This window comes from Protofrankia sp. CiP1_Cm_nod4 (assembly GCF_982290645.1).
Genome location: NZ_CEVIVC010000075.1, coordinates 1 through 14,154, shown reverse-complemented (window position 1 = coordinate 14,154; position 14,154 = coordinate 1). Strand labels below are relative to the sequence as shown.

Below are 14,154 nucleotides of genomic sequence, written 5' to 3'. Positions count from 1 at the left end.
GAGGCAGGGCAGCCCGCGGCAGGGCAGCCCGAGGCAGGGCAGTCCGATGCGCACCAGGCTGCCGCCCGGCGTCCCCCCTCGTCCTGGCCGGATCGGCATGACCGGCCCGACGGTGTCGGGGTGGACGGCTGGCCGGTGCCCGAGGAGCCCCGGCGCCCCTTCTGGGCGGTCAGCGGATCCGGCCTTTTCGCCGGCCTGCTGTGCGCGGCCGTCATGGCCGCCCTCGGCCTGCCGGTCGGGCTGCTGTGGGCGCTGACGGCCCCGCGCCTGAACGTGCGGGCGGTACTGGCCGGCAGCGAGATCGTTTTCGACGCCCAGGCCGGCGTCGACGTGTACTTCGCCATGATCTGTGCCGCCGCCGGCCTGGCCGGGGGCCTCCTCGGCTTCTGGCGGGGCCGTGACAGCGGCTGGCCGGCCCCCGTCGGGCTGGCTCTGGGGGGGATCGGCGGCTCCCTGCTGGCGGGCTGGATCGGGCATGCGCTGCGGTCGGCGCGGGCTGTCTCGCAGCTGCCCGAGGGCGCCAACAGCCTTGTCGTCCAGCTCGTCGAGTTCCGGCTGCGCTCACCCGGCTTCCTGCTCGTCCTGCCCACCGTGTCGCTGTTGGTACTCTCGGTGCTGAGCTGGTTGTCGCTCTTTGTGATGCCACGTCGCGAATAGATACGAACAGTCACCGTTGGGCGTCATGCCGCGGTTTCCGCAAGGTTGTCATGGGGGACGGTTCCGGTTCCGCCCGAGGCGTTCGGGAGAGGGCCGGGGCCGGCGTACCGCGTCCTTCCGTCGTCTCGGGCGCACCGGTGGTCTTGTGCGCGGCTGGCCTGGTCGACGATGATGCGCTGTCCGCCTGGTCGGAATGCTCGTGCGGGGATGGCGAGCTGGCGCAGCCGGCTGGCACGCTGTCCGCTCGGGTCAGGAGGTCGGGGCCGTGGCCGAACCCACACCGGAGGTGCTGGTCGTCATCGCGTCGCGGGCGGCCGGGCCGGAGCCGGCGGGCTACGGCCCGGACGGCGATGGCGGCCCGGCACCCCGTGATGATCACGATGACGTGCCCGGCCCCGCCGAGGAGGAACCCGGCGGGAGCGGCCGCCAGCAGGCGGTCCTCGCCGCTCTGCGGGAGATCGCGCAGGTCACGGCGGTCCTGCCACCCCGGCTGGCCCTGGTTGCCGCCGCAAGGAGCCAGGCGGGCGCGCTGGCCCGGCTGCCCGGTGTCGTCGGGGTGTTCCCCGAGGCGGTGCCGGCGGGCCTGCGCGAGACACTCACCGCGGGTGAACGTCTCTTCGTGGACGGATGGCTCGCGCGCCTGGCCGGCAAACGGCGTCCCGCGGACGGACTGCCCTGGGACGCCACCGGCACCGGCCGGCTGCCTCCCGGCCCGCCCGCGTGACCGGGCAGCGAGCACCGCGCCGCCGGCAGCGCGCGCGGAGCGCGGCCGCGTCGCCGGCGGCGCGGTGGAGGACGCGGCCCGGGGCGCCCCGGGCGGCTTCCGGCGTGGGGAGCCGGGAAAACTAGAAGATCTTCCCGGGGGGCAGCCACTGGAAGGTGTCCGACGTGCGTGCCATCGCGTACAGCCGGTCACCGGCTCTCGCCACGACCTCCAGATGCCGGCCGAACGAGCTCTGGATCATGGTGACCGCGTCCACCTGTCCGAGGTCGGTGGCGAAGCGGGTCGGGCCGCTCCAGGGGAAGCCGGCCGCGTCGTTGTTCCGCCACAGGTGGACCAGGCCGCCGCTGGCCGACGGCACGACCACCTCGAAGTTGCCGGCCCGGCCGAACCCGCCCTGGATCAGCACCGGATTACCGGTGACGCCCTCGGCGAACACCGTCGAGGTCCGCCACACGCCGTCGCTAGCGCGGTAGAGGTGGGCCAGCCGGCCGCCGGCCAGCGCGACGGCTTCCAGGTTGCCGTTGCCGAAGTTCCCCTGGATGAGGCTGACCGCGTCGACATGGCCGAGGTTCGCCGCCACGACGACCGGCTGGCTCCAGGGGAAGCCGGCGACGTCGTTGTTGCGCGAGAGGTGCAGCAGGCCGACGTCGGCGGCGGGCACCAGCACCTCGAACGTGCCGCGCCGGCCCAGCCGGCTGTGGATCAGTGACGGCGTCCCGGCGACACCGTCGATGACCCGGACGGGGGGCTGCCAGCGCAGGGCGGGCCCGCTGTCGCGCCAGAGGAACAGCAGTGACTTCCCGGTCCGGGCGAGGGCTTCCAGCGCCCCCGGTGTCGCCAGCCTGCTCTGGATCATTGTGAGCGCGTCGATCCGGCCGTTGCCCTGCGCCACCTGTGTCGGCTCCCGCCAGGGGAAGCCGGCGGCGTCGTTGTCCCGCCACAGGTGCGTCATCCCGGCGAACGCCGACGGCACCACCAGCTCGAAGTTGCCGGCGCGGCCGAAGTCGCCCTGCACCAGGACGGGGTTGCCACCGACCCCGCGGCCCCAGCCGATGTGGCTGGGGGTGTAGCGGCACAGCTCGAAGCTGTTCGACCGCATCAGGCAGGTGACGCTGTCCGCCGCGCAGCCGTCGCAGTTGCCGTTCGGGGTGGCGAACCGGCCCCATGTCCCGCCGCAGTCGCATCCGCTGGCGGCGTACTCGTCGGGACAGCCGAAGATGTGGCCTGTCTCGTGGGCGAAGACCCGGTCGAGGTTGTCCGGGCCCCAGCCGTCGTTGTCGTAGGACAGGACGAGCCGGGGCCCGCCGATGGAGCTGTAGGCGAAGTACCGCAGCGGGTACTTGGTGACGAACGCGCAGTAGGACCATCGTGTGACGTGCCTGTCGCGCAGGTCGTCGACGTAGTCGTAGACCCCGTCGAAGTTCGGCTGGTAGCCGAGCTGGCTCATGGCCGGGTCCCGCCAGCGCGCTTCCAGGTCGGCCGCCGCGGGGTCCGGGGGAGCGGAGATCTGGACGACCTTGATGTCGTAGCTGAAGGTGAGCTCCGCCGCCGGGTTGACGGTGGCGTACCAGGACAGCCCGTTCTGGATCTCGGCGACGGTCTTGGTGCGTTCCGCGGCGGTGAACTGCAGATCGGCGCTCGGCCCCTCCACGATGATCACGCCGATCGCGACGCTGCCCTCCATGAAGGCGCTGGTGGGCCCGCCGGTGCCGCCTGCCCCGCCCGGCTGGCCGGACTGCCCGTCGGCCGGGGCGGCGGCGGGCACGGGCCGGCTGCCCGCGCCCAGAGCGGTGGGGGAGGGCGAGCCGGCGGGGGAGCGCGGCTGCCGTGGGACGCTGCCGCCGCCACCCGCGGCCCGCCCGGAGGAAGAGCCTCGCGGTGGTGGGACGTCGGTGCACGGCCGGTCCCAGTCCCACAGCTCGTCGGATCTCGCGCGGTCCTGCTTGGTCCGCTGGTAGCCGGCGCTGGCGCGTAACTGGAAGGCCGCCAGGCCCAGACGTTCGAGCCCGTCGAGATGAGCGGGGTCGACGGCGGTGGCGCCGGAGGCGTCCGGCCCGGGAAGGGACTCCAGGGCGGCCGTGGCGGGGCTGACGATACTGACCCGGCCGTAGCAGTGGAGCACCCGCGCGGGCTCGTAGGTCGGTGGTGGCTGGTCGGCCGGGCCCGAGCCGCCGTCACGTACCGTGCTCGCCTGCGCGTACGCATGTGTCACGATGATCTGTTCGGCTGGTATGTCCCCCGCCATGGATGATCCGTATCCCTTCTGGTGGCTGAGCTGTGCGGACAAACTGTGCGGAGTTGTACCTTATTGATCTAGAGTTGTGCCGCGTTTGGGAAAAGTGCGCGGATATCCAGCCCGACGCCATATCCGCACAACAAAGATCTGCATCAGGGATGCGGGTGCCGAGATCCTCCTGCCGGATGGATCCGGCGCGAGCCGGGAACCGGGTGGATCCCGCATCCGGAACAGCCCCGGCCCCGGCTCCGAGATCGTCGGAACCGGGGCCGGGATGGGCTCTGCCGGGGTGGCCGGGGGCGGGTGACAGCCAAAGACGATTACAAATAGTGACTGTCTGTCCGGGGTGGCCGGTTACAGCGGGCGACGCAGCGGCGCCGAAGGTGGTGGCTCGCCCCGGTGCTGCGGGTCACCCCAGCCCACGGGGCCCGGCATGGTGGGCTGGAGATGCTGGCCCGTTCCGGTCTGCGGCCCCAGCTGCCCCGGCTGGCCCGGCTGGCCGCCACGGGCCTGGGCGGCCAGGGCCTCCGCCGCGTTGTGCATGAGCATCTCGATCAGCCGTACGGCCTGTGCGGTCGGAAGGGTCAGTACGACCTCGGCGTCGCCGGCAATCGTGAACGTCACGGATACATCCGCCATGTCGGAATCACGTCCTCGAGTGGGCGCTGGTTGTGCCTCCGCAGGCGCGTATATCACGATTGCGCCTCCTTCGACCTGAGTGTGCCTGAACAAGCGCGCATGCACGGTTTGGATCCGTCTGCCGCAGAGGCCACGGTACGGCGCGGCGGCCGGCCGGTGCCCGCCGCCTCACGGTGGGCCTGCCGGCGCGGCCGCGCCGATCACAGCCCGGTAGTGTCCGGACGGTGGCAGCATCACATCCTCCCGTTCGTCCGGACCTGGGCGGCCGTCGCGGAAGGCCGCCGGGGACACCGGCCGGGCCACCGCTCGGGCCGCGGCCCGGGCCACCGCCCGGATCGTCATGGGTATCGGTGGTATCAGGGGTGCTGGGGGTGCCCGGATCGCGGCCCGGGCCGCTGGGGCTGCCGGCCGGCGCCCGCGCGCGGCAGCCCAGCGTGGCCGAGTGCGTCGCCGAACTGGAGCGGTGCTACCCGCCGTCCTGGGCCCAGTCGTGGGACGCGGTGGGGCTCGCCGTCGGCGACCCGGACATGCCGGTTCAGCATGTTCTGTTCGCCGTCGACCCCGTCGTCGAGGTCGTCCGGGAAGCTGTCGAGCGGGGTGCGCGGCTGCTGGTCACCCACCATCCACTGTTCCTGCGGGGGGTGCACGCGGTGGCCGAGACGAACGCGGGCGGCCGGGTCGTGGCCACCGCCATCCGCGGTGGGGTGGCGCTGTTCACCGCCCACACGAACGCCGATGTGGCCTGCCCCGGGGTGAGCGACGCGCTCGCGGACGCACTCGGGCTCACCGCCGTCGAACCACTCGACAGGCTGCCGGAACGGCCGGGTGGGCCGGAACAGCCGAGGGAGCCGGAACGGCCGGGAGGGCCGGAACGGCCGGGAGGGCCGGAACGGCGGGGAGAGCCAGGACGGCTGGGCGGGCTGGGACGGCTGGGACGGCCGGGGAAGCCGTCGGACGGCCCGGGCCGGCCCGGCAACGGTGGTCTCGGCCGGGTCGGTGAGCTGCCCCGGGCCGAGCCGCTGCACGTCTTCTGCGCGCGGGTGGCCGCCGCGCTGCCCGCCACCGCCGGCGGGGTGCGCGCCACCGGCGACCCGGACCGCCCGGTGCGCCGGATCGCGGTCTGCGGTGGCTCCGGCGGCGAGCTGACCGGTGCCGCCGCGCGTGCCGGCGCCGACGCGCTGGTGACCGCCGACGGGCGCCACCACCACGTCCTCGACGCCGTGGCCGCCCACGACGTGGCGCTCGTGGACGTGGCGCACTGGGCCAGTGAATGGCCCTGGCTGCACGTTGCCGCGGCCCGGCTGCGTGCCGGTCTGGCCGCCCGAGGCCGTACGGTGAACACCACGGTCTCCGCCCTGGTGACCGACCCGTGGCGGTGGCACGCGCCCTCGTCGTGGCCGGCCGGGCCGGATCCCGGCCGAGCGGCGGGTCAGAGCCACGGCCACGGGCAGGACCAGGACCAGGACCAGGACCAGGCTGACGATTCTGACCAGGGCCGGGACCAGTGGTGACGGATGCCGCCGGGAGCAACGTCCGCGGAGCACCGTCGCGGAGCACAGTGAGGAGCACATGAAGGCCGATCCAGCGACCCAGCTTCGCCTGTTGGACGTACAGGCGATCGACTCCAGCCTTGACCGGCTCGCCGCGCGCCGGCGCAACCTGCCCGAGCATGCCGAGATCGACAAGCTGGACGCGCAGCTCGCCGCCCTCAACGACGACCTGGTCCGGGTCTCCACCCAGCTGCGGGACCTGGGCCGCTCGCAGCAGAAGCTGGAGACCGAGGTCGACCTGGTGCGCTCCCGGGCCGCCCGGGACCGCGAACGGCTGGACTCCGGGCGGATCACCAACGCCCGTGAGCTGGAGAACCTGCAGGCGGAGATCGCCTCGCTGGCCCGCCGGCAGGGCGTGCTCGAGGACGAGCTGCTCGAGCTCATGGAGACCGCCGAGGGGCTGGAGGCCCGGGCCGGGGTGATCAGGGCGGACCAGGAGCGGGTCGACGCCGAGCGGGCGACGTCCGTGGCCAGCCGGGACGCGGCCCTGGCCGAGATCGACAACGAGGTGGCGGCCCGCCGCGCCGAACGCGAGGCCATCGCCCCGGCCCTGCCCGCCGACCTGGTGGCCCTGTACGAACGGCTGCGCGCCTCGTCCGCCGGGGTGGGGGCGGCCCGGCTCGTGCGGCGCCGCTGCGAGGGATGTCACCTGGAGCTCTCCGGCGGCGACCTGCGCGAGGTCGCCGCGGCTCCGGTGGACGCCGTCGTGCGTTGTGAGGAGTGCCGGCGCATCCTCGTCCGGACCGCGGAATCAGGCCTGTGAACCGGGCCAGCCGGGCCAGCCGGGCCAGCCGGGCCAGCCGGGCCAGCCGGGCCAGGTCGGCACGCGCGGCCGGGCGGCCCGTGGGCGGAGCCGGCCGTGCGCACGAAGCCGGCTTCGTGGACGGGGCCGGCTTCGTGGACGGGCGCGGCCTCGTGGACGGGGGCGCTCCGGCGGACGGGACCGGGCCGGTGAGCCGGCAGGCGGGCTGGCAGGCGGATAGGAGCCGATCATGAGTGACCGTCCGGCACGCCGGCTCGTCGTCGAGGCAGACGGCGGGTCGCGGGGCAATCCGGGCCCGGCGGGCTACGGGGCGCTCGTCCGCGACGCCGGCACCGGCGCCGTCCTGGCCGAGCGGGCGGGCGCGATCGGCCGGGCCACCAACAACGTCGCCGAGTACCAGGGCCTGATCGCCGGGCTGCGCGCCGCGGCCGACCTCGCCCCGGACGCCGACGTCGAGGTCCGGATGGACTCCAAGCTCGTCGTCGAGCAGATGAGCGGACGCTGGAAGATCAAACATCCGGCCATGCGTCCGCTGGCGACACAGGCCGCCGAGGTCGCGCGGGAGTTCCCCCGGGTCCGCTACACCTGGATTCCGCGGGAGCGCAACAGCCACGCCGACCGGCTGGCGAACGAGGCCATGGACGCCGCCGCGCAGGGCCGCACCTGGGAACCACCCGAGCCCCAGTCGCCGGAGCCCGTCCCGCACACGGCACCGACCACCCACCGGCTGTCGGGCTGGATGGCCCCGCCCGCTCCTCCCACCACCACCGTGCTGCTGCGCCACGGGCAGACCCCGATGTCGGTGGAGAAGCGGTTCAGCGGCACGCTGGACGCCACCCTGACCGACGTCGGCCAGGCGCAGGCGCTCGCCGTGGCGGGGCGGCTGCGCGACGTCCCCTTCGACGCGGTGTACTGCTCGCCGCTGAAACGGGCCCGGCAGACCGCGGACGCCCTCGGCCGGGACTACCTGGTCGACGACGACCTGCGCGAGACCGACTTCGGGACCTGGGAGGCCCTGACCTTCGGCGAGGTCCGCCAGCGCTTCCCGGACGAGCTCAACGCCTGGCTGGCCGACCCGTCGGTCGCCCCGCCCGGCGGGGAGAGCATCCTCGCCACGATCCGGCGGGTCACCGCCGCCCGCGACCGCGTCCTGGCCGCGCACCCGGGCAGCCGGATCCTGATCGTCTCGCACGTGACCCCGATCAAGGCCCTCACGCAGCTGGCGCTGGACGCCTCGCCCGCCGTCCTCTACCGGCTTCACCTCGACCTGGTGTCGCTCTCCACGATCGACTGGTACTCGGACGGCCCCGCGGTGCTGCGCGGCTTCAACGACGGCATCCACGCCGCCCACCTGGTCGAGCCGGGCCAGTAGCCGCGCTCCCGGCGATCCGCCCGAGGCAACGAGCGGCTCGGACGACAGGAAACGACGGGAAACGACAGGAAACGACAGGAAACGCCGACTGGCTACGTGCGGACCTCACCGGCGAAGGCGGCTCGCAGGTCGGTGTGCGCCGCTTCGAGATCGTCCGCGAAGGCGGGGTCTGCCGCGTACTCACGCAGGGCCTCTCCGAGCCGGTCGGCAACGGTATGCCGTTCCGGCACGAACCGGCCGACTGCCACGCCGTCACGCGTGATCACTACGGCCTCTCCGTGCTCGACCGCATCAAGCAGCCCGGCGAAGTTACGGGCCGCCTGGGTGGCAGTCATCGTCCTGATCGATACGGCCTATCAGACCTGATATGTATATACGTAACGAGGTCTGGAGCGGCTGCCGAGGAAGCGGGCCGTCCGAGACCGCGCTCACGGCTGCGACGCTCACCCTCACAGCTCCGATCCGGGCGTATGTCTGGTTCGGGGGCCGGGCCGGGCTGTCCGGTCAGGGTGTCCGGGACTGCTGGGCCGGGTGCCTGCCGCGGCGGTACTGGCGCAGTTCCTTCCGCACCCTGATCTGGGTGATCAGCCCGATCAGCAGCCCGATCAGGAGGCCGGCCGCCGTCGCGGCGGCGAGCGCGCCCGCGAGCGACATGTTGTGGGTCGAACCGAACAGCCAGATGTCCACCCGCTGGTTGTTCTGCACGACGAAAACGATCACGGCGATCGCCAGCAGCAGGACGAGGACGGTGATCGCATAGGTGGAGTAGGCGACACCGCGCCGCCGCTCGGCCGGTACGGGCTCGGCGGGTGGGACCGGTCCGGCGGGCGGGGTGGGCGTGGTCGGGCCGGTGCCGCTCGCCCCGGGCACGCCGGTACCCGGTGACCAGGCTCCGCCGGCAGGCGGGGGCTGTGTCGGGCGAGTGTGGTCGATCTTCTTGGTGGGCTCTCCAGGCGTTGTCACGGCCGATCCCGTCCCTCGTCTCCCTGATGGTGCCTGATGGTGCCGTCTTCCAGAATGATGTTGCCTCGCGGGCGGTGGCTGTGCCGGGCGCGGTGTAGCCGCTGATGCCGCGCTGTCCCGGCATCGCCGCTGCCCTGGCACCGCCTGTTGTCCTGGCACGAAGTATCCCCGTCCTGGGTTACCGGGGCAGGCCGGGACGGGCCGTCATGGCATATGCTGACGGTCACGGATGAGTCGGCCAGGCGGTCGCGTCGGTTCCGCTCCCGCGGAGCCGCCGAGGAACGTCCGGGCTCCACAGGGCAGGGTGGTGGGTAACACCCACCCGGGGTAACCCGCGGGACAGTGCCACAGAAAACAGACCGCCGGCGTCCTCGGGCGCCGGTAAGGGTGAAACGGTGCGGTAAGAGCGCACCAGCGCCCGGGGTGACCCGGGCGGCTAGGTAAACCCCACCCGGAGCAAGGTCAAAAGGTCCTGGAGCCTCTTGGGGTTCCGGGGCTGCGCAGGCGTTCGAGGGCTGCCCGCCCGAGCCTGCGGGTAGACCGCTGGAGGCTGCCGGCAACGGCAGCCCGAGATGGATGACCGCCAGCCGGAGCCGTCTCACGGCCCCGGCCCACAGAACCCGGCGTACCGGCCGACTCATCCGCCCCACAGCCCCTGAGCTGGGCAGACAGCAGTTCCCGCGATCGTGGCCCGTACCTGGCCCGCGGGAGCGCCGAGCACGGAATCGACGGCCCGGCGCTGAACGAGGAGAGCACAGCGCGGAGGGTGCGGGCGGGGCCCCGCCCGCCCTTCATCGGCGCGTTCGACAGCGCTCGCGACGACCTGTCCGAGCAGGGTGGACGAAGCTGACCGGCCTCTCGGCCTGCCAGCGACGAGACCACCTGTGGTCACCGTCCGAGGAGTTTTCTGATCTATCCCGAGCGTTCCGCAGCACCGGTGGCAGCGGCCAGGTTCCCCCTGATCGTGACGACCAGCGGATGGTCAGGACCGAGAACCCGCAGACTGTCGGCGAGCGCCTGCTCGTACAGGCCGATGGCCTGCGCCACCCGCCCCGCCGTCTGGTAGGCGCCGGCGAGGTTGTTGCGGGAGGTCAGGGTGTCGGGGTGGTCGGGGCCGAGTCTGGTCTCGGTGAGGGCGAGTCCGCGACGTAGGTAGGGGAGGGCCGTGTCCGGCCGGCCGTGATGCGCCAGATAGCTGCCGGTGCGGTCACACAGCCACGAGACCACCGGGGCTGTCCGTTCGTCCCAGCCGCCGTCGTCATAACCGTCCAGCACGGCGCGGACGTGCGGCAGCAGGGAGCGCCAGCGGGGCCAGCCCGCCGGCTGCTCGATGTCGGTGGGCAGCGCGGCCCGTAGCAGCCGGAGCAGGGTGGCCGCCGTCGTCATCCGACCCTCGGGGCTGATCCCGGCCCGGGTTGCGGCCGCGATCAGCCGGTGGGTCGTCACCGCCGGCCCGTCCCGGCGGGTCAGGCCGTAGTCGACCAGCGCCCCGACCGTCTCCGCCCACGCCAGCCGGTCGCCGGCTGCCGCCCGCAGGGGCCCCGCTGGGAGTTCCTCCACCCCGTCGACGAGCAGATCGACCGGCAGCGGGTCCGGGGCGGCCACCGCGCACACCTCCAGCAGGGCGACCGCCGCTGGCGCCGTGGTCCGCAGCCGCTGCACCGACAACGCCCACAGGTTCCCCACGGTGATCCCCGGCCGGTCCGCCACCCGGCCCCGGGCCAGCAGGTCCTCCAGCCGGCCGGCCAGCAGCTCGGCATACTCCTCCGGCGGCATCCCGGTCTGGACCAGGTAGCCGGCGGCCTGCTCCACCGCCAACGCCAGATCCCCCAGCAGCGCGCAGATCCGCCCGGCCACCGCCGGGTCGATCCCGCCCACCCGGGCGGTCAGCAGGCCGACGGCCTCGGCCCGGGTCAGTTCCGCTACCTCCACCGCCGGGCCGAACCCGTCCAGCCCGCCGCGCCGGGAGGTCACCAGCAGCCGGCCGGCCCCGTCCACCGGCCGTAACGGGCCGACCACATCCGGGTCCTCGACATTGTCGAGGAGCAGCAGCCAGCGCAGCCGCTGACGGCGTAACGCGGCCAGCACCGCCGCGATCTCCGCGCCGTCGGGCAGGCCGAGCGCGACCCCGAGCGCGGCCACATGGCCCGGGATCAGGTCCGGGTCCTGCGCCGGCACCCACCACACCACATCGAACCCGCCGGCATGCCGGTGGGCGTACTCCACCGCCAGCGCGGTCTTGCCCACCCCGCCAAGCCCGCGCAGCGCGCACACCGCGACCGCGCCCGAGCCGGCCAGCTGCCGGTCGACCGCGGCCAGCAGATCGCCCCGGCCGACGAAGTGCGCCAGCCGGGGCGGGACGTTCCACACCGCCGGCAGCTCCGGTGGGAACACCGGCCCCACCGAAGCCGCCGAGGCTGCCGGGCCCGCCGGGCCGCCGGGGAAGTCCGGTTCGGTGGCCGGCTTCCCCCGCTCACCCGCGGCAGCGGCAAGCAGCGCGCGGCGGGCGGCGTCCTTGTCGACCCCGAACAGGTCCACCGCGACGATCTGACCGAGCAGACCGGGACGTTCACACTCCTCGATCCGGAACACCAGCAGCTTCCGGCTCCGGCCGAGCGGATCGTCCTTCCAGGCGGCCTGCCACTCCGCCGCCGCGTACACCGATGTCAGATAGGCCGCCGAGAGCACCGCGACCGTCCGCTCCGCAACCTGGGCGGCCTGGTGCATCTCCTCCACGAACCCGGCCCCGGCCCCGAAATCCCACGCCTGGATCAACGTGGTGTAGCCGGCTGCCTCCAACGCCCAGGCGATCCACTCCGCCCACGCCCGGTCCCGCCCGGTATAGGACACGAAGAAATCCCGGCGAGCGCCCACCCCATCCCCGTCACCCACCGCACCAGCATCCCACTCCGCCCGTACGGACCCGAACCCACACACAGTCGGCAGCACGACGACGCGCGCGATCCGCGGGGCATCCCCGGCCGGCACGGACGAGAACCCGTGATCGTCGCCAGAACCGGTAATTCCCCAGGGGCTGTGCTCAAGTAATTCCCCAGGTGGCCCGTGATGTGGATGTCAGCTGGTGGTCGTGGCGGCCTGGACAGTCATGTCGATGGCGATGATGCTGCCGGTGGCGCTGCCGGCCATCCGCCATGTCGCCCTCAACAGCATCCGGGAGCGGCGGGCCCGGGCGATGACCGTCTTCGTCGCCACCTACATCGCGGTCTGGGCCCTGTTCGGCCTCGTGGCCCTGCTCGGCGTGCGCGCGGCCGTCGACGTTGCCGGCGTCGGCGGCCGGGCACTGCTGCTGGCCGCGCTCGCGGCCGCGGCGCTCTGGCAGGCCGGCGGGGTCAAGCGCCGGAGCCTGGCCCAGTGCCGGCGCACCGTGCCGCTGCCGCCGGTCGGACGGCGGGCGGACGTCGCGTGCGTGCGGTTCGCGTTCCTGCACGGCAGGCGATGTGTGCTCTCCTGCTGGCCGTTGATGGTTCTCATGGCCGTCGTCGAGCACGGCGCCGTCGTCTGGATGATCGCGTTGGCCGTGGTCGTCTCCGCCGAGGAACTGACCCGTGTCGGCCGCCGCCTGCCGGGCCTGTCCGCCGTCGCGCTCACCCTGACCGCGGCGTTCCTGCTGCTCAGCGGGTGAGGAGCGGCGGGCTGACGCGGCAGCGGACGCCCCTCACCCGTCCACCGGGCCCGGGCCGAACAGGTCAGGAGCGCGACGTGACCTCCGGCCACGGTGTGCCCGGGTCGCCTTCGGGGCCGTGGCCGTCTGGTGCGTAGCTGCGGAAGGCGGCATGGTCCGGGCCGGTCCGGGTCGTGTCCTCGCCGGTGGTGGCGGGCGGGCCGGGGCTGACCAGGTCGCCGCGCAGCCGGATGTCGAACGGGACCGCGAGCGCGAGCCGAGGCCCGCCACCGACGGTCTCGGGAGCCCGCTCCGGCGGGGCGACGGCCGTGGGCGGGCTGGCCGGGCCGGCCGGGGCGGCGGAGATCCGGTCGAGGAGGGCCTGCTGCTCCGGCGGGAGGGGCTGGGAGCGGAGGAAGGCCAGCAGCCGGCTGATCCGGATCCCCTCGTTGACAAAGCCGCCGAGTTCCCTGTGGTCCGACGCCTGGACGGCGGCATGGTGCAGCGCGACGATCTCCCACTGGTCGTTGAAGACCGGCGAGCCGGATGATCCGGGCTCGGTGTCCGTCTCGTAGTGCAGGAACAGGTCGAGCAGGTCCACGATCCGGTTCTCCCGCAGCGCGACCTGCTTCTTCCCCCCGCCGGGATGCTGGATAATCGTGACGAAGTCCCCGACGATGGCTTTGCCCTCCCCTTCGAACAGCCGGTTGAACCCGAACCGGGCCAGCTCCGCCGGGGCGGCCCGCACCGCGACCAGCGCGAAGTCCAGCCGCTGGTCGGCGACGAAGAACCGGGCCGGGTCCAGCGCGAAGGGGACGGGTGCCAGCGGCCGGCCGTCGGGCGCGTCCTGATAGTCGAATTCGACACCGCTGAACCCGGCTGTCCGGGCGTCGGGGAGCACATGATGATTGGTCAGCAGCAGCTCCGGGGAGACCAGGCTGCCGGTGCCGTAGCCGGCCAGCCGGCCCCGCCCGTCCCGGATGACGACCCGGCCGACCGACCGCGCGGCGGCGACACCGCCTTCCAGGTAACCGACCCCGAGCAGGTCGTTCGTTACCAGGATCCGTTCCAGGACGGCGCTCGCCGCCGCGGTGGCGGCTGGTTCCCCGGCGGCCACCGCGGCCGGGCTGACCGGCCGCACATCCGGGTAGAAACGGGCCAGCCGGTCGATCCGGGTCGCCACCCGGGCCGGCTCGTCCGCCCGCGCGATTCCGCCTGGCTCCCGCAGGACCGCGATTTTTTCGTGGCGCTGTTCGCTTCTGTCCGCCACCCGGGCCGCGACCGCGGCCCGCAGCTCGGACGGTACTTCCTCCACTGGCACCGTGGACGGCGTTTCCTCCACTGACATTGTGGCCCCCGCAGGTCGTCGGAAACTGGGCCGGAACGACACGCCGGCCCATCGGGAAAAGTCGCTGACAAAATTGCAGAAAAAGCGGCGCACGGGCTATCGCGGAGAAAATCCTGTCGCGGCGCGGGCACCTTTGGCGCAACAGTTCCGTGCGCGCCGCATGTCACCCCCCGGGCCGCCCTGCCATGCTGTCAGCCGACGATTCAAGAGTAAAGAAGGCCCCACGGCGGCGTCAGTACATTTTACACACCGGTTCTTTTTTTGTGCACCGCATGTCACT

Annotated in this window: 12 protein-coding genes and 1 other RNA gene; 7 read left to right on the top strand and 6 right to left on the bottom strand. The window is 73.2% G+C overall.

The genetic code is table 11. The annotated features are described in order from the left end of the window. Positions 1–657, top strand: a 657-nt coding sequence (locus AC5LSR_RS15030) for a hypothetical protein (protein ID WP_493468593.1), incomplete at its 5' end; no start/stop codon positions are given. 265 nt (positions 658–922) lie between these two features. Continuing rightward, positions 923–1,381, top strand: a complete 459-nt coding sequence (locus AC5LSR_RS15025; RefSeq protein WP_250285552.1) for a hypothetical protein — start codon at positions 923–925, stop codon at positions 1,379–1,381. Positions 1,382–1,502: 121 nt separating this feature from the next. On the opposite strand, the gene AC5LSR_RS15020 is transcribed toward AC5LSR_RS15025, so the two are convergent. Next, positions 1,503–3,626, bottom strand: a complete 2,124-nt coding sequence (locus tag AC5LSR_RS15020; protein WP_493464660.1) for a hypothetical protein — start codon at positions 3,624–3,626, stop codon at positions 1,503–1,505. 345 nt (positions 3,627–3,971) lie between these two features. Next, positions 3,972–4,241 (bottom strand): hypothetical protein, encoded by a 270-nt coding sequence (locus AC5LSR_RS15015; protein WP_445548453.1) that lies wholly within the window; start codon positions 4,239–4,241, stop codon positions 3,972–3,974. 386 nt (positions 4,242–4,627) lie between these two features. Between AC5LSR_RS15015 and AC5LSR_RS15010 the strand changes: the two genes are divergently transcribed. The 3 genes from AC5LSR_RS15010 to AC5LSR_RS15000 all read left to right on the top strand — a co-directional run bounded on the left by AC5LSR_RS15010 (position 4,628) and on the right by AC5LSR_RS15000 (position 7,941). Further along, complete coding sequence (locus AC5LSR_RS15010) at positions 4,628–5,767, top strand: Nif3-like dinuclear metal center hexameric protein (RefSeq protein WP_250285253.1); 1,140 nt, start codon at positions 4,628–4,630, stop codon at positions 5,765–5,767. Between the two features lie 58 nt (positions 5,768–5,825). Then, positions 5,826–6,569, top strand: coding sequence for a zinc ribbon domain-containing protein (locus AC5LSR_RS15005; RefSeq protein ID WP_250285254.1), 744 nt, complete (start codon positions 5,826–5,828; stop codon positions 6,567–6,569). Positions 6,570–6,798: 229 nt separating this feature from the next. Continuing rightward, a complete protein-coding gene (locus tag AC5LSR_RS15000; RefSeq protein ID WP_250285255.1) occupies positions 6,799–7,941 on the top strand; it encodes a bifunctional RNase H/acid phosphatase in 1,143 nt (380 codons plus the stop codon). Positions 7,942–8,033: 92 nt separating this feature from the next. Here AC5LSR_RS15000 and AC5LSR_RS14995 read toward each other — a convergent pair whose 3' ends face one another. Beyond that, positions 8,034–8,276: a type II toxin-antitoxin system Phd/YefM family antitoxin gene (locus AC5LSR_RS14995; RefSeq protein WP_250285256.1), complete on the bottom strand. Its 243-nt coding sequence runs from the start codon at positions 8,274–8,276 to the stop codon at positions 8,034–8,036. A gap of 169 nt (positions 8,277–8,445) precedes the next feature. Next, a complete protein-coding gene (locus AC5LSR_RS14990) occupies positions 8,446–8,904 on the bottom strand; it encodes a lipopolysaccharide assembly protein LapA domain-containing protein (protein WP_250285257.1) in 459 nt (152 codons plus the stop codon). A gap of 230 nt (positions 8,905–9,134) precedes the next feature. Here AC5LSR_RS14990 and rnpB point away from each other — a divergent pair. Beyond that, an RNA gene (gene rnpB, locus AC5LSR_RS14985) (RNase P RNA component class A) lies at positions 9,135–9,548 on the top strand. Positions 9,549–9,816: 268 nt separating this feature from the next. On the opposite strand, the gene fxsT is transcribed toward rnpB, so the two are convergent. After that, the gene (fxsT, locus tag AC5LSR_RS14980; RefSeq protein WP_250285258.1) at positions 9,817–11,796 is read right to left on the bottom strand and encodes an FxSxx-COOH system tetratricopeptide repeat protein; all 1,980 of its coding nucleotides are present in this window, start codon (positions 11,794–11,796) and stop codon (positions 9,817–9,819) included. A 190-nt stretch (positions 11,797–11,986) separates the two neighbouring features. Between fxsT and AC5LSR_RS14975 the strand changes: the two genes are divergently transcribed. Further along, positions 11,987–12,547: a copper chaperone gene (locus AC5LSR_RS14975; RefSeq protein ID WP_250285259.1), complete on the top strand. Its 561-nt coding sequence runs from the start codon at positions 11,987–11,989 to the stop codon at positions 12,545–12,547. 64 nt (positions 12,548–12,611) lie between these two features. Here the strand turns inward: AC5LSR_RS14975 and AC5LSR_RS14970 are convergent, their stop codons facing one another. After that, the gene (locus tag AC5LSR_RS14970) at positions 12,612–13,847 is read right to left on the bottom strand and encodes a trypsin-like serine peptidase (RefSeq protein ID WP_250285260.1); all 1,236 of its coding nucleotides are present in this window, start codon (positions 13,845–13,847) and stop codon (positions 12,612–12,614) included. Between the last annotated feature and the right edge of the window lie 307 nt (positions 13,848–14,154).

Bases quoted from the DNA above. Each gene is read 5' to 3' on its own strand.
- AC5LSR_RS15005 (WP_250285254.1), top strand. From the start codon at position 5,826: ATGAAGGCCGATCCAGCGACCCAGCTTCGCCTGTTGGACGTACAGGCG.
- AC5LSR_RS14995 (WP_250285256.1), bottom strand. From the start codon at position 8,276: ATGACTGCCACCCAGGCGGCCCGTAACTTCGCCGGGCTGCTTGATGCG.
- AC5LSR_RS15000 (WP_250285255.1), top strand. From the start codon at position 6,799: ATGAGTGACCGTCCGGCACGCCGGCTCGTCGTCGAGGCAGACGGCGGG.
- AC5LSR_RS15020 (WP_493464660.1), bottom strand. From the start codon at position 3,626: ATGGCGGGGGACATACCAGCCGAACAGATCATCGTGACACATGCGTAC.